Raw genomic sequence first — 20,969 nt, 5'->3', positions numbered from 1 at the left:
TACCGGAGAACAAGCATGAAAAAACTGTTGAGTACCGCTGCCGTCGCGGCCACGCTCGCACTGGTTGCCAGCCCATCGTTTGCCGATGAGCTCGTTCGCGAAAACCGCAGCGTCGACGCCAAGGTCACCAAGGTCAGGCTCGATGGCATCGTCGACCTGGTCGTGCGCCAAGGCAACACGCCTTCGCTCGTGGTTTCGGGCGACCGCCGCTACGTGCAAAAAATCACCACCTCCCAGCGCGGCGACACGCTGGAAATCGGTACCGAATCCTTCAACATGCGCAACGGCGACGTGCACGAGAAGCTGCGCGCCGAGCTGACCGTGCCCAACCTGGCTGAATTCACCTCGCAGGGCGTGGGCGCCTCGACCGTCACCGGCTTCTCGGGCGAGTCGATCCAGGTCGCCCTCGACGGCGCCGGCTCGGTCACGCTGAATAGCAGCTACCGCAACATCGACGCGCGCCTGGGCGGCGTCGGCGGCATGGCCCTGAACGGCGTAAGGGCCGAGCGCGTGGACCTGAACCTGCGCGGTGCCGGCCGCATCAGCGTCAACGGCGAGAGCAAGCTGCTGCGCGCCAGGCTGGCCGGCGTCGGCAGCCTGGAAGCCCAGGGCCTGCGTGCCGAGTCGGTCGACCTGGACATGAGCGGACTTGGCGGCGCCACGGTGCACGCCACCCGCGCGGCTGACGTCGACCTGAACGGCATGGGCTCGGCCACCGTGTATGGCAAGCCGGTCACCCGCAATGTCAGCGCCAACGGCATGGGCAGGGTCGCCTGGAGATAAACTGCCAGGCAACGCCCGAGGACAAGGCCGCCACGGGCTTGCGCCCCAGGGGCGGCCTCACTGCTTCACCGACATGCTGTTGCGCACTTCCTTCACCCCGGGCACCTCGCGGGCCAGCCTGGCTGCACGCGCGGCGCTGTCGGGCGAATCGACGAAGCCGCTGAGCTGGACCGTTCCCTTGTAGGTTTCCACCTGGACCTGGGTGGCCTTGACTTCCGGGTCGGCCGCGAAGGCCGCCTTGACGCGCGTGGTGATGGCGGCATCGTCGATGACCTGGCCGGTGCCGCGGTGGACGCCCGAAGGCGCGCAGGCGCTGAGGATCGCCAGCACCAGGCCGAGCAGGATCAGGTGGATGCGATAGGAGAGGTTCATGGGAGGCTCCCGAGAGAAGGCAGACCAGCCCATTCTCCCGGCAGCCTTTGTTCAAGGCTTGATGCCGGCCAAACGTGCAAACGGACCTTTTTTCAGTCCGGGTTGTTCGCCGCCAGCACCGGGGCATCGGCCGCCGGCAGCGCCGGCTTGAGCGTGAAGCCGCGCTGCGCGATGTCGCGCCCGATCACCACGCGCAGCCTGGCCGGCGCACAGCTGGCCACTTCCTGCAGCTGGACCGCGCCGAAACGGCCGGCCAGGCGTTCGGCCGCCTCACGGTAGGCGGCCTCGAATTCGATCCGGGTGTGGCGCACGCCGAAGCCTGGCTGGTTCGACAGGCGCATCACCTTCCACTCCTTGACCCCGACCTGGCGCGCCAGCATGCGCGCCATGCCCGTCACCCCGTTGCCGTTGCGCAGTTCAACCAGCACGGGAACCGGCGCGGCGCCCGGCGCCGCCGGGGCCGGTGCCGGCGCGGATGGGCTTGCCGGCGCCGGGCCGCGCCGCAATTCGAGCATGCCGTCGGCTCCGGCATGCAGCTGCACCTGGCTCCAGCCGGGTTCGGCGCCCGCCGGCGCCTTGAGCGCGCGGTCGATCGCGGCGACCGCGGTCTGGCCGCCGGCGGCGGCATAATCGGCCCGTACGTCATGCCTGCGCAGCGCCTCCGCCTGGCTCAGCATCTGCTGCGCGCGCCCCTCCTGTCCCAGCATGCGCAGGGTTTCGCCCAGCAGTTGCCAGGAACGGGGGCTGAGCGGATCGAGCAGGCAGGCCTTTTCCAGGGCCACCAGGGCCTGGCCGTAGTCCTCGCTGAGGAAATAGGCATGCCCGAGGTTGCTGAACAGGTAGGCCTTGCCGGGACCGGAAGCGAGCGTCAGCGATTCGGTCAGCCCACGCCAGAGTGCGATCGCGGCGCCGAACTGGCGCTGTTCCGCGTACAGGGTGGCCATGCCGTTGCGGGCGTTCACGTGGCCGGGCGCCGCCTGCAGGGCCAGCTCATAGGCGGCGCGCGCTTCGTCGTAGCGGCGCGCCAGGTGGTGGTTGCGGCCGGCGAAGTAGGCGTCGTCCGCGCTCGGCATCGCGGCCTCGAAGGTGGCCTGCCCGCCGATCGGGGCGCAGGCCAGCAGGCCGGCGCCGGCGCACAGCAGCGCCAGGCGGGTGAACAGGGTCGTGGTTCGCATGACAGGCTCCATCGGCTTCATTGCATGCCGGGCAGGTTGGGCAGGGTCTGCATCAGCTGGATGGCCGCGGGGCCGAGCAGCACCATCATCAGCGTCGGGAAAATGCAGAAGATCAGGGGGAACAGCAGTTTCAGTCCGATCTTGGCGGCGCATTCCTCGGCCATCATGCGCCGCTTGTAGCGCAGGTTTTCGGAATGCACGCGCAGGGAATCGCCGACGCTGGTGCCGAAGCGCTCGGACTGGATCAGCATCGCCACCAGGGTGTCCACGTCCTCGACCCCGGAACGCAGCGCGAAATTGCGCAGCGCTTTTTCCTTGGTGAAGCCGGCGCGCATCTCCATCAGCACGATCTGCAGTTCCTGCGCCAGCGCCAGGCTCTTGATATGGATTTCGGCGGCCACCTTGACCATCGCGCGCTCCAGGCTCAGGCCCGCTTCGACGCAGACCGTCAGCAGGTCGAGGGCATCGGGGATGGTCTCGAAGATCTCGCGCCGGCGCCGCTGCACGAGGCGCTCGAGGACGATGTTCGGCAGGTAGTAGCCGAACGCCGCCGTGAACAGCAGCAGCGCCATCAGGCGGGTGCCGCCGAGCGCGGCGGGATAGACCAGGGACACTGGCGCCACCAGCGCCGGCAGCAGCAGCGCCAGCCCGGTCTTCGATGCGAAGTAGAGCGTGGGGGCGGACGGGTTGCGCCAGCCGGCGTTCATGAAGCGCGTGCGCAGGTTCGACTTTTCCCAGCCCTCTTCGGGAACCGAGAGTTTGCTCAGGGGCTTGGCGATGGCCGCCACGCGCTCGGTCCAGCCGCCGGCCTCGAGCTGGCTCGGTTCGGCGCTGCCGAGGAAGTGGCGCAGGCGACCGCGCAGCGCCAGCGGTGCGAACAGCGCCAGGCCGAGCCCCGCGATGGCGAAGACGACGCACAGGACGACGAGCAGGAACAGGAGTTGGGAAGAAGTCATGATGGCCTCAGATCCGGATACGGATGATCTTGCGCAGCCAGACGAAGCCGAACACCAGCATGGCGGCCGCGTACCACAGCATGCGCACGCCGAGCGGGTCGGTCCAGAGCAGGCTGAGGTACTGCGGGTTCGTCAGCAGCATCATGCCGGCCACGGCGAACGGCAGCAGCCCGAGGATCCAGGCCGACATCCGCCCTTCCGCCGACAGCACGCGCACGTGCGCGACCAGCTTCAGGCGCGCGCGGATGATCTGGCTGATGTTGCCCAGGATTTCGGCCAGGTTGCCGCCGGAGTCGCGCTGGATCAGCACCGCGATGATCAGGTAGCGCAGGTCGGTCAGCGGGATGCGCGCGGCCATGGCATGCAGGGCCTCGTTGATCGGCACGCCGTAGTTGATCTCCTCGCGCGCGATGCGGAATTCGCCGCTGAGCGGCTCCGGCAGCTCGTTGCCGACGATTTGCAGCACATTGCTGAACGAATGGCCGGCGCGCAGGGCGCGCGCGATGAAGTCGGCGGCTTCGGGCAGCTGGCGTTCGATGTGGATCAGGCGGCGCGTGCGTGCCCGCCGCACCAGCATCCACGGGGCCGCCAGTCCGAGGACGGCCAGCAGCACCCGCGCCGCCAGCGGCAGCGGCCAGGACAGCGCCAGCAGCGAGACCGCCGCCATGCAGCCGACCGACCAGGCCAGGAACTGCGCCACCGAGATCGCGACCCCGGCCTGCACCAGCAGCGCATCGATCCGGTTCGCCAGTCCCAGCCGGTGCAGCAGCCGGTCGAACACCGCGTTGCGGCTGTAGGGCCGCTGCTTGAGGATCGAGATCCGTTCGCCGCTGCGGCCGGGCGAACCGGACATGGTCTGCAGGCGCCGCGCCACCCGCCGCGCCGCCTTGCCGTGGGTTCCGACCCACCACAGATAGGTGCCCTCGATCGCGAGGATCACCGCCGCAAACAGAAACACGACAAAAGCGTAGAACAGTGCGTCCATGCTCCCTCCTGTCCTAGAAGACCCGGTCGGGATCGAAGGTGTCTTCGGGCACCGGCACGCCATACATCTTCAGGCGGTCGGCAAAGCGCGGGCGCACCCCGGTGGCGCTGAAGCGGCCCTGCACCTTGCCGTCCGTATCGACGCCGCTCTGCTCGAAGCGGAAGATCTCCTGCATCGAGATGACGTCGCCTTCCATGCCGGTGATTTCCTGCAGGCTGACCAGCTTGCGGGTGCCGTCGGTCAGGCGCGTGGCCTGCACCACCACCGTCACCGCCGACACGATCTGCTGGCGGATCGCGCGCGCGGTCAGGCTCACGCCGGCCATGCTGACCATGTTCTCCAGCCGCGCCAGCGCATCGCGCGGGGTGTTCGAGTGGATCGTCGCGAGCGAGCCTTCGTGGCCGGTGTTCATCGCCTGCAGCATGTCGAGCGCTTCGGCGCCGCGCACCTCGCCCAGGATGATGCGGTCGGGGCGCATGCGCAGCGCATTGCGCACCAGGGCGCGCTGGGTCACCTCGCCCTTGCCTTCGATGTTGGGCGGCCGGGTCTCGAGGCGCACCACGTGCGGCTGGCGCAGCTGCAGCTCGGCCGCGTCCTCGATCGTCACCACCCGCTCGTTGGACGGGATGAAGCCGGAAATCAGGTTGAGCAGCGTGGTCTTGCCGCTGCCGGTGCCGCCGGAAATCAGGATGTTCACCTTGGCCACGCCCAGGCTTTCCAGCACCCGCACCATCGGCGGCGTCAGGCTCTTGTAGTCGAGCAGGTTCTGCACCGTCAGCGGGCTGGTGCCGAAGCGCCGGATCGACAGCAGCGGCCCGTCCACCGCCAGCGGCGGGATGATCGCATTCACGCGCGAGCCGTCCGGCAGGCGCGCGTCGACCATCGGGCTCGACTCGTCCACGCGGCGGCCCACGCGCGAGACGATCTTCTCGATGATCTTCATCAGGTGGGCATTGTCGTGGAAGGTGATGTCGGTGAGCTCGAGCTTGCCGCGCCGTTCGACATAGACCTTGCTGGCAGTATTGACCAGGATGTCGGACACGCTCGGGTCGTTCAGCAGCGGTTCGAGCGGGCCGAAGCCGAGCATCTCGTGCTGGATGTCGAGCACCAGGTGGTGGCGCTCGTGCTGGTTCAGGACGATGCGCTCTTCCTCGATGATGCGCTGGATCAGCAGCGCCAGTTCGTGCTTGAACTGCTCCGCGGTGAGGCGTTTCAGGCGCTCCAGGTCGATGCGGTCCAGGATCATCTGGTGCATCAGTTTCTTCAGTTCCTGGTAGGCCTGGTTGCCGGCTTCGACCGGCAGCACGCTCGGTTCGCGCTCCTGGCCGGAGCTGACAAGGCGTTCGCGTAGTGACATGGTTGGCTCCCGCTAGTGCATTCGATCGTGTGGTTGGCCGCCGGCTCAGGCCTCGGATTCGCCGCGTCCGAACAGGCGGTCGAGCAGTCCCCTGCTCTCCTGGACGCGGCGGGTGGTCACCAGTTCGACCATGTCGGCCAGGCTGCGCGCGGCCGCGCTCGAGCGCGACAGCTGCAGCACCGGCACGCCCTGGTTGACCGAGTCGGTGACGGCGACATAATCATTGGGGAAGGTATGCATCACCTCGCAGCCGAGCGCCGCATGCAGGTCCTGCAGGCGCAGCTTGCCGCCCTTCTCGTAGCGGTTCACGATCAGGCGGATGTGGTCGAGCACGTAGCCGAGCGAGCGGAAGATGTCGAGCAGGCGGCGCGCGTCGCGGATGTCGGGCAAGGCCAGCTGCAGTACCGGATAGATGGTGTCGGTGATGTCCAGCGCACGCAGCGACACCGCGTCGATCTGGCGGCCGACGTCGAGCAGCACGTAGTCGTAGTGCTGGCGCGCGACACGCAGGATGGTGTCGATGTGCTCCGGCTTGGCCTCCCTGGCGTGGCCGGCGTCGTCGGCCGCCGCCAGCACCCCGAAACCCGGGGTGACGTGCACCAGGCAGGATTCGAGAAAGGGGCCGTCCACGCGCGAGATCTGGGCGCAGACGTCCGACAGGGTCATGGTCGGCTTCTGGTCGGACACGTACAGCGCCGCGTCGCCGAACTGCCCGTGCAGGTCGATCAAGAGGACCTTCTTGGCGGCCAGCGTCGCCAGCGCATAGCCGAAGTTGGTCGAGATGAAGGTGGCCCCGCTGCCGCCCTTGCAGGCGATGAAGGCCAGGATCTTCCCGTCGCGCATGCCCGACACCCCGGCCGCGGCCGAGATCCGGTCCATCGACTCGTGGAAGGCCCGGTGCACCAGCGGCAGCTGCAGCACTTCGCGCACCCCGGCGCGCATGGCGTGGATCAGGAGATCCGGCTGGTGCTGGTCGGTCAGCAGCATCAGGTGGGCTTCGGGATACTGGCGCCCGAGGCGCTCGAGCAGCGCCACCTCGGAAGGACCGGTGTCGGTGGCGTCGACGATGACCAGTTGCGGACTGTCGGATTCCGGCCGGTCGAGCGCTTCGCGCAGGCTGGCGCGGACGGCGCCAAGGTTCAGCGGCGGGACGCGCGCAGCGCCCTGCGACGCGATTTCCGCGTAGAGCTGGCTGTCACGGCTGATGAGTAGCGCTTTCATGGGCGAGCCTCGTGGGAACTCCGACGGTTCGGAAGGACAGCGGCGCGTTCAGCGCGCGCTGCTGGAGCTGATGATGAGTGCCGGCGGCGCGCTTTCCGGCTGTGCGAAACTCTGCTGGTAGCGGTCGTGCGCACCCTTCGCCGCGCGGCCGTCGATGCCGGTGGCCGGATTCCTGTTGGCCGCGGCGGCGGGGTCGAGCACCTGGGCGGCCAGGTTGTCGCGGGTGGCCGTGCCGAACTGCCGGTCCCACTGCGGCGTCGTCTGCGCGCAGCCCTGCAGCCCGGCGCCAAGGGAGGCCAGCGTGAGCGCCAGCGACATCAAGCGGATCGTCTTCACGGTAGTCTCCTATTTGAGTTCGAAGCCGGCGCTAGTCTGCGCGACAGGCGCCGCCGGCTGCGGGGTGGACGCCGCCGCTGTGGTGGCGGCGGGCGCCGTCCCTTCGAGCCGGCCGCCGAGCAGCATCTCGGCCCGCGTGGGGACACCCATCTTGTCGGTCGGCAGCGAGTAGCCGGCGCCCGGGATCGGCTTGACCAGGCGCGCCGTGATCACGAACACCAGTTCGGTGCGGTCCTGCTGGTAGTCGGTGCTGCGGAACAGCGCGCCCAGGATCGGCACTTCGCCCAGCATCGGCAGGCCTTCCAGGTTGGCCACCAGGTTGTTCCTGACCAGTCCCCCGATGGCGAAGCTCTGGCCGTCGTACAGCTGCACGGTGGTGCTGGCGCGGCGCGTGGTCACGACCGGCAGGATGGCGCTGCCGGTGAGGCCGCCGGCCGAGATGCCGATCCCTTCGCGCGACAGCTCCGACACCTCGGGCGCCACTTTCAGGTTGATGCGCCCGCCCGCCAGCACGGTCGGGGTGAAGCGCAGGCCGACGCCAAATTCCTTTTCCTCGAGCGTGATCTTCCTGTCGTCCTGGGCCACCGGGATGTAGAACTTGCCGCCCGCCAGGAAGGTGCCTTCCTGGCCGCTGATCGCCAGCACGTTCGGCTCGGCCAGCACGCGCACCACGCTGTCCTGCTTGTTGGCGTCGCCCACCAGCCGCCCGCCCCTGGTCGACAGCGTCTCCTCGCCCGGCAGCGTGCGGCCGCTCAGGAAGTTCGACACCAGCGTGGTGGTCCAGCTGCCGCCGCCGAAGCTGAAGCGGGTCTTCGCCTCCAAGCGCTCGAGCAGGGTCTTGGACACCTCGGCGATCTTGACTTCGAGCTGCACCTGCTGCGGCGCGCTCACGCTCAGCAGGTTGATCACGCGGGCAGTGGCGGCGGAAGCCCCGCCGCCGGCATTGCCGCCGGGAGCGAGCACCCCCTCGTTGTCCTTGCCTCCGGCCGCCGTCAGCTGGCGCAGCGGGCGCTGCACGTAGGCGCCGGCCAGTTCCACGGCGCGGGCAATCACCGCGCTGTCGCTGACGCTACCGCTCAGCACCAGCGAATCGGCGGCGGCGGACACTCGGATGTTCTTCTCGTCGGGCATGACGGCGGCCAGGGTGGCCTGGAGGCCGGCCGGATCCATCGCGACGACGATGTCGATCACGCTGCACAAGCCGCTCCTGCCCTGCACGATCATGTTGGTGCTGCCGACGTCGATGCCGGCGATGTAGAGCGTGTCCGGCGCCACGAGCATCGCCTGCACGATGTCGGGATTGCCGACGCTGCGGTGGGCGACCTTCTCGGGCAGGCGCAGCATGGTCGATTTACCCAGGTTGAGCGTCATGGCGGCGGGAGCGGCAGGGGCGGCGTGGGCGGGCGTACTGGCGGCCAGCGCCAGGCCAGCGGCGAGCTGTGCGAAATTGAAGCGACTGTTCATGGCGTCCATCCCGGTTCAAGAGGGGTCAGAAGCATTCCTGGGAAGCGTGCAGGCCATTGATGACCTTGACGCACTCGCGTTGCGGCGCCGGCGCCGGACGCGGGGTCTGCAGGCGCGGCCGCGGAGCCGGCACCGGCATCGCCACCGGCCGCAGCGGCGTGGCGGCCGGCAGCAGGTTCTGCTTGGTGGCGCCGGCGGTCTGCGCCGCGGCCGGGTCGACCTGGTTGCGCAGCGCCAGCGACAGGGTGCCGACGCTGCGGGCCAGGTCGAGCTGCTCGGCCTGCTCGGGCGTGACCTCGAGCGTGACGGCGTTCACCACCTTCGGCTTGGAATCGTCGCGGTTGACTTCCTGCGCCACGGCCAGCACCAGGATCCGTTCCAGCACGATCTTCGAGATGCTCTGCTGGCGCGGGCCGGCGGCCTGGCCCTGGGCCTGGGGCGGCGGCTCGGTCTCGGTGCTGACGATGATGTCCACGTAGTTGCCCGGCAGTGCGAAGCCGGCCACGCCGATCACATCGTTGACGCGGACCGTGATGGCCCGCTTGCCTTCGGTGATCAGGGCCGACAGCCCGCCCAGGGTGCCGGCCGGCGCCAGCTTGGCTTCGCTCACGGGGTCGCCCATCAGGATGCTGGTCTTGATCACCCGGCCGCTCAGCTTCTGCGGATCGTCGAACGCGCCTTTCGGCACGCTGTGGGCCGGCCACTCGACCAGCTTGAGCATCTCGGGCGTCAGGCGCTGCCCGAGGCTGATGTCGGAAGCCGCCACCACGATCTTGCTGGCAGTGGCCGCGGGTTGCGTCAGCAGCCATTTCGAGGCCATCACCACGGCTGCCAGTCCGAACAGGATCGCGAGAGTCATCACGATCACGGCACGCTTGTTTTTCATCGCATCTCTCCCAGGTTGCTTGGCTCCAGTGCCGCCCTGGGGCCGAACAGGCTGCTCCAGGCCTGGGCCACGCTGTCCGCGTCGAAACGCGGCTCGCGGCCGGCAAAGCCGGCGAAATCGGCGATCCGCGACAGCAGCTCATGAGGCCAGGCTGCGAGCAGTGGACGCCGGGTGCGGCGGTGCAGTTCGTTGATCAGGTAGTCGATCGTGTGTTCGTCGGGCTCGATGCCGCGCAGCCGGCACTGGCGCCACACCAGGGCGCGGTAGGCCGCTTCCGACAACGGACCGAGCGCGATCCGGTAGCCGATGCGGCGCAGGCAGGATTCGTCGAGGACCGATTCGGGCGCCAGGCTGGTGGCCAGCACCAGCGCGACGTCGAACGGCAGCGCGTGGCTGGCGCCGCCGGGAACCGCGACATGGTCGACGCCGCGCTCGAGCGCTCCCAGCCAGCGCTGCACCACCTCCGCGGCCGGCACGCGCTGGCGGCCGAGGTCGTCGAGCACCAGCAGGCCGTTGTTGGCCAGCAGGTGCGGCGGTGCGCACAGCACGCCGCTGGGGGCGTCGCTGCGCAGCTCGAGCATGTCGCGCGCCAGCTCGGCGCCGACGTGCACCAGCGGACGCTGGCACAGGGCCCAGCGCGCGTCGCAGCTGCGCCGCTCTTCCGCCAGGCGCGGCTGCAGCGGCGCCGCATGCAGGGTCGGGTCATACACCTGCACGATCTCGTGATTGACCAGCACCGCATAGGGAACCGCGACCGGGTCCGGGCGCAGCCGCGCGAAGCGGTGGGCCAGGGTGGTCTTGCCGCTGCCGGACGGGCCATACAGCATCAGCGGACGGTTCGAATGCAGCGCCGCGCCGATCAGCTCGCGCACCGCGGGTTCGATCCCGTCCTCCGCCAGCACGGCCTTCAGGCCGGCGGGCGTGACGCGCGGGGCATCCGGATGGCGCAGCGACTGGCGTTCGACCATCGTGCGGTAGATTGTCAGCGCCACCGGCGCCGGACCGACGTAGCGCGATTCGGCCAGGTACTCGGCGGCGGCGCGCTGGCCGAAGGCGGTCAGCTGGTAATGCACGTCGATGTCGGAATCGCCGCACCAGGCCACTTCGGCCTGCTGCTCCGCGACCAGCTGCTGCAGCACTTCGCGCACTACGCTGATCGACAGGCGCAGGCGGCCGGTCAGCAGCGAGAGCGGGGTCTTGCCGCTTGCGTGCAAAGTCTTGACCACCAGGGCGATGACGAAACGGGGTTCGAGGCCGGTGTCGCGCACGGTGCGCGGCTGGCGCGGCAGGATGGGCCCCGGCTCGCTGTCGGGCCCGCCGCCGTTCGCAAGCCGTCCTTCGGGGACGGCCGGCGGCGAGCACGCTGATAACACTTCCATAGGGAAACCTCCTGCGGGGGTGCGGATATTTCTTACACTTGTTAAATTGATTCTAGCCATCAGCTTCCTTGCGCCATTTGACGGTCAGCAAGGAAGAAGACATGGAGAAAATGTCAAGCCTGGCTGCTCAGCAAAACGTAGATCGTGCCGGCCGCGATCGCCACGCCATACGGCATCGACCCGACGCTTTCCGCCGCCGCGTCGCCTCTAGGCAAGCGCCAGACGGCGCGCCGCACGATGCCCCCCAGGTTCGCCAGCGCCAGCCGCAGCCGCCCCCGGAAAACGATGATGGCGAGGGCCATGACGCCGCCGGCGCACCAGGCGATGATTGCAATGTGGAAGGCGACGGCCGGGCCCGTGAATGCGCCCACCGTGGCCATCATCTTGACGTCGCCGGCGGCCATGCTGCGCAGCAGGTAGAAGGGCAGGAACAACAGCAAACCCAGCAGGGCGCCGCCGAGACAGGCCAGCAGGGCGCCGGCAGGATCCGGCGAGATCGCGTGCAGGACCAGTGCGCCGACCAGGCCGGCCAGTAGAAGCAGATTCGGGATGCGCCGGCTGACCAGGTCATTGATCGCCGCAGCGGCGACCAGCAGCAACAGCAGCGTATCGAGATAAGGTGCGACAAGCATGGTTCGCTCCCCAAAAAAAAAGCCCCCGGGGCCGGACGGCTCCGGGGGCTTGCGCAACGATCAAGGACGTTTCTTGAGCTCGGTGCCGATGTAGTTGAAGATACCTTTGAGCTCGGTGCTCATCGCAGTGGCTGCGCCTGCAATCGCGACGCCGACCAGTGCAGCGATCAGGCCGTATTCGATGGCCGTCACACCGCCTTCATCAGCGACAAAAGCTTTGATGGCAGAGGTAATGGTGTTCATGAAAAACTCCTTATGGTGGTTGAAAGACGTACTGCTGGAACTACTGGACTTGCTTCACGACGTACTACACGACGTACTGCACAACACACTTCACGGCATTCCCGGCAGGGCCGCTGCCCTGGTCCCGGCTGGCGCCAGGGCAGCGGCGCCCATCATGGAGCGGGCCGCTCCGCAAGCTTGGTACCGACGTAGGTGAACAGGGCCTTGAGGTCCGTACTCATCGCGGTCGCCGCAGCGGCGATGGCGACCCCGACCAGTGCAGCGATCAGGCCGTACTCGATGGCCGTCACGCCGCCTTCGTCGGCGAGAAAGGCCTTGGCGGCGGAGGTAATCGTGCTCATGACAACTCCTTGTAATAGTTGATAAACAGGTTGAAGACTCACTGACGGACGGGGCCCCGTCTTGTGCTGCCTTTGCTGCGTCAGTCAGTGAGTTCACTGTAACGAATGGTGCCGCGTGGCAAGTTGACGTTGGGCAAGTTTTCCATGTGGAAATTAAAAAGAACGGCTGATGGGCATGACGTCTTTGTCTTCGCCAAGCTTCTGCCGAACGACGCGCAAACATCGATAAATCTTGTTAAGAATAGTTGCCTGGAATACAAAAAAGCCTTATCCTGTTTCCTTGGCCGCCACTCCGCCCGCACCTGTGCGGCACCGACACGCTGTGCATTTCCTGACACTGTTCCTGTAGACGACATGGATTCCCTGCTGCGACACATGGTGGACATGACTGGCCACCGCGATCACACGATGCTCGACATCTCCGTGATTTCGGCGGTGCAGGAGCTGGCTGGTGCGGTCCAGACCCGGGTGCTGGCCATTGCCACGGTCGCGGGCCAGAAGTTCGTGCGTTCGCGCGCCTGCATTCGTGCCGGCGGCGTGGCCTGTCCGGAAGAGCAGGACGGCGCCGGCCCCGGCGAGCCGATCACGTCCTTTCCGGAACTGGCGCACTGCCTGGAAAACCACGATTCGCGTGCACAAGGCATGGGCCCGGACGGCCTGCGCCGACTATGGCTGCCGATCTGGTTCGGCGACAAGGCCGACACCTGCCTCGAGATCACCCACGAGCATGGCTTCACGGCCGACTCGGTGCACACGATCAGCGGCATCGTCAGCGTCTACCGCAACTTCCAGAATTTGCTGGACTACAGCGAGCGCGACTCGCTCACGGGCCTGCTCAACCGCAAGACCTTCGACGACCAGCTGGCGCGCATGCTGCATGGCGCCGACGCCGAGACCCTGCTGCCGGGACGGCTCGAGCGGCGCCAGCACGTGGCCGAGGAAAAGCAGTGGCTGGCGGTGGTCGACGTCGACCATTTCAAGACGGTGAACGACCGCTTCGGCCACCTGTACGGCGACGAAGTGCTGATCCTGGTCGCCAACCTGCTGCAGACCTCGTTCCGCTCGCAGGACCGGGTGTTCCGCTTCGGCGGCGAGGAATTCGTGGTGCTGCTGCGCTCGACCACGCTGGAGAATGCGCGCAAGATCATCGACCGCTTCCGCACCAATGTGGAAAGCCACGTGTTCCCGCAGGTCGGACAGGTCACGGTGAGCGTCGGCTTCACCAGCATCAGCGCCGCCGATTCGCCGGTGGTGACCTTGGGCCATGCCGACCAGGCGCTGTATTTTGCCAAGGCCAATGGCCGCAACCGCGCCTGCCATTACGAGGAACTGGTGGCGAACGGCCTGCTCCAGACCATCGCCACCAACGACACCGCCGAGTTCTTCTAAGCGAGGGACTGCGCGTATTCCAGCGCGTCTTCCAGGCGGTCGTCGCCCCAGAACAGTTCGCCCTGCACCATGAAGCTGGGCGCTCCGAAGATTCCCAGGCGGCGCGCCTCCTCGGTCTGCGCGCGCAGGGCCGCCTTGTTGTCCTCTCCCTGCGCCGCATGCAGGACGGCGGCCGGATCAAGCACCAGCCCGCCCAGGGCCGCCAGCACCGTTTCATCGTTGTCGATCTCGGCATCCTGCGACCAGTTGCGCAGCATGATGCGGCGGCAGTACTCCCCCATCCAGGGCTGTTCGGCGCCGAACAGCGCGACCCGCAGCGGCAGCAGGGCGCGGCGCGGGAAATTCGATGGCCGGGTGAAGGGGACGCCGTATTTCGCCGCGCGCCGCGCCATGTCGCGCCACACGTACTCGCCCTTTTCTTTCTGCTCGTTGAAAGGCGAGTTTTGCCAGCCCAGTTCGCGGAAGATCGGCCCGAGCAAAAAGGGCTTCCAGCGCAGCGCCACCTGCGCCCGACTCGCAAGGGCCTCGATGCGCATGACCGAGAGATAGCTGTAGTTGCTGCCGAACTCGAACCAGAAATCGATGGGTGGATGCATGCTGGCCCCGCTCCTTGGGTATAGTGTGACGCAGTATGACAGGAGGATCGTATGGAGAAGGTCGTGATCGTGACGGGCGCCGGGCGCGGCATCGGCGCCGCCATCGCCAGGCAGGCGGCGGCGGGCGGGTATGCGGTGGCGGTCAACTACCGCAGCGACGAAGCGGCGGCCGAGGCGCTGGTCGCGGCAATCCGCGGCAGTGGCGGACGGGCGGCCGCGATCCAGGCCGACGTCGCGCTGGAAGCGGAGGTCGCGCAGCTGTTCGCCCGCGCCGAGGAGGAACTGGGCCCGGTGACGGCCCTCGTCAACAATGCCGGCATCACCGGCCGCATCGCGCGCTTCACGGAGACCGACCCGGCTACCATCGAGGCGGTGTTTCGCACCAATGTGTACGGCACCATGCACTGCTGCCGCGCCGCCATCGACGCCTTCCGCAGGAGCGGTGCGCGCGGCGTGATCGTGAACCTGTCCTCGGTCGCAGCTGCCACCGGCAGCCCGCGCGAATACGTGCATTACGCCGCCAGCAAGGCGGCTGTCGAGACGTTCACACTGGGGCTGGCGCGCGAGCTGGCGCCGGAGGGCATCCGGGTATGCGCGGTGGCGCCGGGATCGACGCTGACCGGCATCCATGCAGCGGCGGGAGAGCCTGGCCGGCCGGCACGGGTGGCGCCGGCCATTCCCATGGGACGCCTGGCCACGCCCGACGAGATCGCCGAAGCCGTCATGTGGATGCTGTCGCCCGCGGCTTCCTACGTGACCGGCACGACGCTGCGCTGCGCCGGCGGTCTCTAGACAATCAGGCGATGTGCATGAACTGCAGCGGGTTGACGTTCCACTTCTCGGCCGACTCGTGGCGCAGGATCTTGTCGCCGCCGCCAAAGCCGAGCGCCTTGGACAGGTCCAGGGTCTGCGGCTTGATGTAGGTCTGGTTCTTGGTGCTGAAGAAGACGTTGACCTTCGGCGTGAGCAGGCTGGTCTCGTGCGGCTCGACCACCACGCCCAGGCGGCCGGATTCGAGCAGCACCAGAGTGCCGACCGGGTAGATGCCGACGCAGCGCATGAATTCCTGGGCCAGGGTCGGATTGAAGTGGAACTTGCTCCACTCGTAGATCTTGCGTAGCGCTTCGGCCGCCGGCATGCCCTTGTGGTAGCAGCGGTCCGAGGTGATGGCGTCGTAGACGTCGACGATCGCCGCCATCTGCGCCAGTTCGCTGATCGTGCTCTCGCCCTGCTTGTCCGGATAGCCGCTGCCGTCGCGCCGCTCGTGGTGGTGCAGCGTGATGTCGAGCGGGATCGGGCCGATCTCGGGGGTCTTGACCAGGATGTCGTAGCCGTCCTTCGGATGGCGCTTGATGATGTCGAATTCTTCGTCGGTCAGGCGCCCCTGCTTGTTCAGGATGGCGTCCGGCACCAGCGCCTTGCCGGTGTCGTGCAGCAGGCCGCCCAGGCCGGCCTGGTAGATCGTGTCCTCGTCCATGTTGCGCGAGCGGCAGAAGGCCACCAGCAGCGCGCACACGCTGACCGAATGCAGGAAGGTGTAGTCGTCCTTGTTCTTGATGCGCAGGAGGCCCAGCAGGGCGCCGGAATTGCGCAGGATCGATTCGGTCACGCTCTCGACCACCGGTCCCACCTTCTCCAGCTCGACCGCCTTGCCCAGGCGCGCGTCGGCCATCACGGTGCGCACCAGGCCGGCGGCCTGCTTGCGGATGTTGGCGGCACGCGCTAGCTCTTCGCCCAGCGAGACGCGGGTGATCACGATCGGCTTGGCCGCGATCGCCGTCACTTCCGCCTCGGTGGCGGCTTCGGCCTGCGCCAGGGTCGGCGCGTCGTCCACGTCCATGCCCTTGCTGCAGTCGATGACCACGGCGCGGATCTTGGCGGTGCGGATCTTGTGAATCTCTTCGTCGGTCGTCAGCAGGAAGCGCGCACGCACGAACGGATGATCCATCCAGCTGCAATCGAGGTCGTGGATATACATCCCGATCTTCAACTGTGATGCATCCACCTTTTTCAACATGTCGCTACTCTGCTCTGTAATAATGTCGGCGCCCGTCGGCCAAGATGCAGTATAACAATTTTGTTACACGTACTCATCTTTTGTTGCTTACCAGATACACCTCCAAAAGATGGAATTTCGTCAACTCCGGTATTTTGTCGCCATCGTCGACCACGGCTCGCTGTCGCGCGCCGCGCTGGTCCTGCACGTGGCGCAGCCGGCATTGACGCAGCAGCTGCGCCAGCTGGAGGAAGAGCTGGGCGCGCAGCTGCTGCACCGTTCGGCGCACGGCGTGCTCAGCACCGACGCCGGCAAGATTTTCTACGAGCATGCGCAGGCGATCCTGAAGCAGGTGGCCGATGCGCGCTCGGCGGTGGTGCAGTCGACCACACGGCCCTCGGGCAGCGTCTCGCTCGGCCTGCCGCACAGCATATCGGGGGCGCTGGCGCTGCCGCTGCTCACCGCCACCCGCACCCGCTACCCGGAAATCACGCTGCAGCTGACCGAAGAGATCACGGGCAGCCTCACCGAGCAGCTGAAATCCGGGCGCCTGAACCTGGCCGTGCTGTTCGACGAGGTCCCGGCCGGTCACTTCACCGCTACCCCGCTGGTGCAGGAAGACCTGATGTTCATCTGCCGCAGCGGCTCCGGCTTCGCACCGGGTGCGGACAGCCTCACGCTGGAACAGGCGCTGGCCAGTACCCTGATCCTGCCGGCGCGTCAGCACGGCGTGCGTCCCCTGGTCGAAGGGGCGGCGGCCAGCGCGGGCCTGGCGCCCGGCACCATCCTCGAGATCAATTCGCTGGCAATCCTGCGCTCGGCCCTGCTGGCCGACCTGGGCGCCACCCTGCTCCCGGTCGCACCGCTGCTGGCCGACATCGAGCGCGGCGCGATGACGGCCTGGCCGGTCGCCGAGCCGGCGCTGACCCGCCACGTGACCCTGTGCGCCTCGCGTAACATCCCGCTGACGAATGCTTCCGCGGCGATCGCGAAGCTGGTGCGCGAAGTGACCGAAGACCTGTGTGCACGCGGCGCTTGGCCCGGCGCCCGCCTGATCTCCGCTTGAGCGCATAACGGTCATCAGATTTTCTTATACCCCCATCCGCATTCCCTATTGGCCCTGGGCGGGCGAAGTCCCTACACTCCACGCGGTCAAAATGCCCCCGCCTACCCGGCGCCAGGTGCAGCACCGAACCACACAATGGAGACACCCCATGCCTGATACCGTCACGCCACAAGCGGCGACGCCGGACTATTCGTCCCGCCTGAACACTGTCACCCTCGACGACAAATACACCGCACGCACCGGCAACATCTTCCTGTCCGGTATCCAGGCCCTGGTGCGCCTGCCGATGATCCAGCGCGAGCGCGACGCTGCCGCCGGCCTGAGCACGGCCGGCTTCGTATCCGGCTACCGCGGCTCGCCGCTGGGCGGCCTGGACGAGACCCTGTGGAAGGCGAAGGGCCACCTGGAAGCGAACCACGTGCAGTTCGTCCCGGGCGTGAACGAAGACCTGGCCGCCACCGCCGTCTGGGGCACCCAGACCGTGGACCTGATCGGCCCGGCCAAATACGACGGCGTGTTCGCCATGTGGTACGGGAAAGGCCCGGGCGTGGACCGCTGCGGCGACGTCTTCAAGCACATGAACCACGCCGGCACCGCGCAACACGGTGGCGTGCTGCTGGTGGCCGGCGACGACCACGGCGCCTATTCCTCGACCCTGCCGCACCAGTCCGACCATATCTTCTCGGCCTGCATGATCCCGGTGCTCTACCCCTGCAACGTCCAGGAATACCTGGACCTGGGCGTGCATGGCTGGGCCATGTCGCGCTACTCGGGCTGCGCGGTGGCCTTCAAGGCCCTGGCCGATACCGTCGAGTCGAGCGCCTCGGTGGACGCCAATCCCTTCCGCGTCGAAGTGAAGTACCCGAAGGACTTCGCGATGCCGGAAGGCGGGCTGAATACCAAGCTGTCCTCGGTGCCGCTGGGCCAGCAGGCGCGCGCCCAGGAAGCGCTGATGCAGGACTATAAGATCTACGCGGCCCTGGCCTATGCGCGTGAAAACAAGCTGAATCGCACCACCATCGACAGCCCGGACGCGAAGCTGGGCATCATCGCCTCCGGCAAGTCCTACCTCGACGTGCTGGAAGCGCTGGAAGAACTGGGCATCGACGAAGCCATGGCGGCGAAGGTCGGCCTGCGCCTGTACAAGGTCGCGATGATCTGGCCGCTGGAACCGGAAGGCGTGCGCGAATTCGCACAAGGCCTGGAAGAAATCCTGGTGGTCGAAGAAAAGCGCCAGGTGGTCGAGTACCAGCTCAAGGAACAGCTGTACAACTGGCGCGACGACGTGCGCCCGCACATCGTCGGCAAGTTCGACGACAAGGGCGAATGGGTCGCCCCGCGCGGCGACTGGCTGCTGCCCCCGAAGGCAGACTTCTCGGTGGCGCAAGTGGCGCGCGTGATCGCGGGCCGCATCGCGCGCCTCATCACCGACGATAGCACCCGCGACCTGATCCGCGCACGCCTGGCCTTCCTGGAAGCGAAGGACGCGGTCCTGCAGAAGGCGATCACCACGCCCTTCCGCCCCGCCTTCTATTGCTCCGGCTGCCCGCACAACACCTCGACCAAGGTGCCGGACGGTTCCTTCGCGCTGGCCGGCATCGGCTGCCACGTGATGGCGACCTCGATCTACCCGGAGATGAACAAGCTGACCACCCACATGGGCGGCGAAGGCGCGCCCTGGATCGGCCAGGCCGCGTTCTCGCAAGTGCCGCACGTGTTCCAGAACCTGGGCGACGGCACCTACTTCCACTCGGGCTACCTGGCGATCCGCGCGGCCGTCTCGGCCAAGGTCAACATCACCTACAAGATCCTGTACAACGATGCGGTCGCGATGACCGGCGGCCAGCCGGTCGACGGCCAGACCTCGGTGCCGATGATCGCCCAGCAGATGGCGGCCGAAGGCGTCAAGCGCATCGCGCTGGTGACCGAAGACCTGTCGCGCTACGCGGACCGCTCGAACCTGCCGGCGATCGTCACCCTGCACGACCGCAAGCACATGGACGACATCCAGCGCGAGCTGCGCGAACTGCCGGGCGTCACCGTCATCATCTATGACCAGACCTGCGCCGCCGAAAAGCGCCGCCGCCGCAAGGCAGGGGCGCACGGAGCCCGTGCCGAAAAGGAATTCCCGGACCCGAACCAGCGCATGGTGATCAACGAAGCCGTGTGCGAAGGCTGCGGCGACTGCGGGATCCAGTCGAACTGCGTCTCGATCCTGCCGAAGGAGACGGAATTCGGCCGCAAGCGCCAGATCGACCAGTCTTCCTGCAACAAGGACTACTCCTGCGCGAAGGGCTTCTGCCCGAGTTTCGTCACCGTCGAAGGCGGCGCGCTGAAGAAGAGCAAGTCGGGCGTGTCGAAGAACGGCGCGGATGACGGCTGGGGCCTGCTTCCGGAACCGAGCCTGCCGAGCGTCGAGCATCCCTACAACATCCTGATCAACGGTATCGGCGGCACCGGCGTGATCACCGTCGGCGCGCTGATGGGCATGGCCGCCCACCTCGAAGGCAAGGGTGCGTCGGTGCTGGACATGACCGGCATGAGCCAGAAGAACGGTTCCGTCACCTCGCACGTGAAGATCGCCGCGACGCCTGATCGCCTGCGCGCCCAGCGCATCGCCACCGGCGAAGCGGACCTGATCCTCGGCTGCGACATCCTCACCACCGGCGCCGCCGACGCGGTCTCCAAGATGCGTCCGGGCCGCACGCTCGCCATCGTCAACCTGCACGAGCAGCCGACCGGCACCTTTGCCCAGCAGCGCGACTGGGAATTCCCGTCTGGCGATGTGCGCTCCCTGATCCTGGAAGCGGTGGGCGGCGAGTCCGGTGTCGACTTCGTCGATGCGACCAAGCTGGCGACCGCGCTGATGGGCGACTCGATCGCCACCAACCTGTTCCTGATGGGTTACGCCTGGCAGAAGGGCCGCATCCCGCTGTCGGAAGCCGCCCTGCTGCGCGCGATCGAACTCAATGGCGTGGCCGTTGCCTCCAACAAGATGAGCTTCCTGTGGGGCCGCCGCGCCGCCGTGGACTTCCAGCGCGTCGAGAAGCAGGCCATCCCGGCGCAAACCGTGGTCGTGCAGATGCCGCAAAGCCTGGACAGCGTGATCAGGAAGCGCGTCGAGCACCTGACCGGCTACCAGGACGCCGCCTATGCGGCCGTGTATGAAGACCTGGTCTCGCGCGTGCGCGCTGCCGAATCGCGCAAAGGCCTGGGCAACAAGCTGTCGATGGCCGTGGCGAAGAACTACGCCAAGCTGATGGCCTACAAGGACGAATACGAAGTGGCGCGCCTGTACACCGACGGCCGCTTCGTCGAGCAGCTCAAGACCCAGTTCGAAGGCGACTTCTCCCTGAAATTCAACCTGGCGCCGCCGCTGTTCGCAAAGAAGGACGCCAAGGGACACATGGTCAAGGCGCAGTACGGCTCCTGGATGTTCGGCGCCTTCAGGCTGCTGGCCAGGATGAAAGGTCTGCGCGGCGGCGCCTTCGACATCTTCGGCAAGACCGCCGAGCGCAAGATGGAGCGCGCCCTGATCACGGAGTACCGCGAGATGGTGGAAAGCCTGATCTCCAGGCTGGATGCGGCCAACCATGCCGACGCGGTCGAGCTGGCGTCGCTGCCGGAACAGATCCGCGGCTTCGGCCACGTGAAGGAAAAGGCCGTGGCTGAATTCCGAGCACGCAAGGCTGAGCTGCTGTCCGGAAACATCAAGCGCCGCGCCGCGTAATTCCTGCCGGGGTGGGTTATGACCCACCCCGGCACATCCCGTACTCGGCTTGACGTTAACGT

General features: G+C 67.3%; 20 protein-coding genes. 5 read left to right on the top strand and 15 right to left on the bottom strand.

What is annotated here, in order from left to right:
- Nucleotides 1–15: 15 nt before the first annotated feature.
- Complete coding sequence (locus tag LK542_RS05640) at nucleotides 16–783, top strand: GIN domain-containing protein (protein ID WP_227811132.1); 768 nt, start codon at nucleotides 16–18, stop codon at nucleotides 781–783.
- A 57-nt stretch (nucleotides 784–840) separates the two neighbouring features.
- On the opposite strand, the gene LK542_RS05635 is transcribed toward LK542_RS05640, so the two are convergent.
- The 13 genes from LK542_RS05635 to LK542_RS05575 all read right to left on the bottom strand — a co-directional run bounded on the left by LK542_RS05635 (nucleotide 841) and on the right by LK542_RS05575 (nucleotide 12,130).
- A complete protein-coding gene (locus tag LK542_RS05635; RefSeq protein ID WP_227803292.1) occupies nucleotides 841–1,155 on the bottom strand; it encodes a BON domain-containing protein in 315 nt (104 codons plus the stop codon).
- Between the two features lie 92 nt (nucleotides 1,156–1,247).
- Nucleotides 1,248–2,330, bottom strand: a complete 1,083-nt coding sequence (locus LK542_RS05630; RefSeq protein ID WP_227811131.1) for a LytR C-terminal domain-containing protein — start codon at nucleotides 2,328–2,330, stop codon at nucleotides 1,248–1,250.
- 17 nt (nucleotides 2,331–2,347) lie between these two features.
- Nucleotides 2,348–3,286: a type II secretion system F family protein gene (locus LK542_RS05625; RefSeq protein WP_227803294.1), complete on the bottom strand. Its 939-nt coding sequence runs from the start codon at nucleotides 3,284–3,286 to the stop codon at nucleotides 2,348–2,350.
- Nucleotides 3,287–3,293: 7 nt separating this feature from the next.
- Entirely contained in the window at nucleotides 3,294–4,271 is a 978-nt protein-coding gene (locus tag LK542_RS05620) for a type II secretion system F family protein (RefSeq protein WP_227811130.1), read from the bottom strand.
- Between the two features lie 13 nt (nucleotides 4,272–4,284).
- Nucleotides 4,285–5,628, bottom strand: coding sequence for a CpaF family protein (locus tag LK542_RS05615; protein WP_227811129.1), 1,344 nt, complete (start codon nucleotides 5,626–5,628; stop codon nucleotides 4,285–4,287).
- 45 nt (nucleotides 5,629–5,673) lie between these two features.
- Entirely contained in the window at nucleotides 5,674–6,849 is a 1,176-nt protein-coding gene (locus LK542_RS05610) for an AAA family ATPase (RefSeq protein ID WP_227803297.1), read from the bottom strand.
- Between the two features lie 48 nt (nucleotides 6,850–6,897).
- The gene (locus tag LK542_RS05605) at nucleotides 6,898–7,185 is read right to left on the bottom strand and encodes a hypothetical protein (RefSeq protein WP_227811128.1); all 288 of its coding nucleotides are present in this window, start codon (nucleotides 7,183–7,185) and stop codon (nucleotides 6,898–6,900) included.
- Between the two features lie 9 nt (nucleotides 7,186–7,194).
- Nucleotides 7,195–8,649 carry a type II and III secretion system protein family protein gene (locus LK542_RS05600; RefSeq protein ID WP_227811127.1) on the bottom strand — a complete coding sequence of 485 codons (1,455 nt, stop codon included), beginning with the start codon at nucleotides 8,647–8,649 and terminating at the stop codon, nucleotides 7,195–7,197.
- 25 nt (nucleotides 8,650–8,674) lie between these two features.
- The gene (gene cpaB, locus LK542_RS05595; protein WP_227801624.1) at nucleotides 8,675–9,535 is read right to left on the bottom strand and encodes a Flp pilus assembly protein CpaB; all 861 of its coding nucleotides are present in this window, start codon (nucleotides 9,533–9,535) and stop codon (nucleotides 8,675–8,677) included.
- Nucleotides 9,532–10,914 carry an ATP-binding protein gene (locus tag LK542_RS05590; RefSeq protein ID WP_227811126.1) on the bottom strand — a complete coding sequence of 461 codons (1,383 nt, stop codon included), beginning with the start codon at nucleotides 10,912–10,914 and terminating at the stop codon, nucleotides 9,532–9,534. Before LK542_RS05590 ends, cpaB begins: the two co-directional genes overlap by 4 nt.
- 113 nt (nucleotides 10,915–11,027) lie before the next feature.
- The gene (locus LK542_RS05585; protein WP_227811125.1) at nucleotides 11,028–11,546 is read right to left on the bottom strand and encodes a prepilin peptidase; all 519 of its coding nucleotides are present in this window, start codon (nucleotides 11,544–11,546) and stop codon (nucleotides 11,028–11,030) included.
- A gap of 60 nt (nucleotides 11,547–11,606) precedes the next feature.
- Nucleotides 11,607–11,789: a Flp family type IVb pilin gene (locus LK542_RS05580; RefSeq protein WP_227801620.1), complete on the bottom strand. Its 183-nt coding sequence runs from the start codon at nucleotides 11,787–11,789 to the stop codon at nucleotides 11,607–11,609.
- A 152-nt stretch (nucleotides 11,790–11,941) separates the two neighbouring features.
- Nucleotides 11,942–12,130: a Flp family type IVb pilin gene (locus LK542_RS05575; RefSeq protein WP_227801618.1), complete on the bottom strand. Its 189-nt coding sequence runs from the start codon at nucleotides 12,128–12,130 to the stop codon at nucleotides 11,942–11,944.
- A gap of 354 nt (nucleotides 12,131–12,484) precedes the next feature.
- On the opposite strand from LK542_RS05575, the gene LK542_RS05570 reads away from it, so the two are divergent.
- Nucleotides 12,485–13,519, top strand: coding sequence for a GGDEF domain-containing protein (locus tag LK542_RS05570; protein ID WP_227801617.1), 1,035 nt, complete (start codon nucleotides 12,485–12,487; stop codon nucleotides 13,517–13,519).
- Here the strand turns inward: LK542_RS05570 and LK542_RS05565 are convergent.
- Nucleotides 13,516–14,115 carry a 2-hydroxychromene-2-carboxylate isomerase gene (locus LK542_RS05565; protein WP_227811124.1) on the bottom strand — a complete coding sequence of 200 codons (600 nt, stop codon included), beginning with the start codon at nucleotides 14,113–14,115 and terminating at the stop codon, nucleotides 13,516–13,518. The two genes, LK542_RS05570 and LK542_RS05565, sit on opposite strands and share 4 nt — an antisense overlap.
- A gap of 51 nt (nucleotides 14,116–14,166) precedes the next feature.
- Between LK542_RS05565 and LK542_RS05560 the strand changes: the two genes are divergently transcribed.
- Nucleotides 14,167–14,907, top strand: coding sequence for an SDR family oxidoreductase (locus LK542_RS05560; RefSeq protein WP_227801614.1), 741 nt, complete (start codon nucleotides 14,167–14,169; stop codon nucleotides 14,905–14,907).
- A 4-nt stretch (nucleotides 14,908–14,911) separates the two neighbouring features.
- On the opposite strand, the gene LK542_RS05555 is transcribed toward LK542_RS05560, so the two are convergent.
- Complete coding sequence (locus tag LK542_RS05555) at nucleotides 14,912–16,132, bottom strand: HD-GYP domain-containing protein (protein ID WP_227811123.1); 1,221 nt, start codon at nucleotides 16,130–16,132, stop codon at nucleotides 14,912–14,914.
- A 109-nt stretch (nucleotides 16,133–16,241) separates the two neighbouring features.
- Between LK542_RS05555 and LK542_RS05550 the strand changes: the two genes are divergently transcribed.
- A complete protein-coding gene (locus LK542_RS05550; protein ID WP_227801611.1) occupies nucleotides 16,242–17,177 on the top strand; it encodes a LysR substrate-binding domain-containing protein in 936 nt (311 codons plus the stop codon).
- 148 nt (nucleotides 17,178–17,325) lie between these two features.
- Entirely contained in the window at nucleotides 17,326–20,907 is a 3,582-nt protein-coding gene (locus LK542_RS05545) for an indolepyruvate ferredoxin oxidoreductase family protein (RefSeq protein ID WP_227811122.1), read from the top strand.
- The last annotated feature ends 62 nt before the right edge of the window (nucleotides 20,908–20,969 follow it).

The organism is Massilia sp. IC2-477, from assembly GCF_020707265.1.
In the GTDB taxonomy this organism is placed as follows: Bacteria; Pseudomonadota; Gammaproteobacteria; order Burkholderiales; family Burkholderiaceae_D; genus Telluria.
This window is presented reverse-complemented; position numbering and strand designations above follow the sequence as displayed.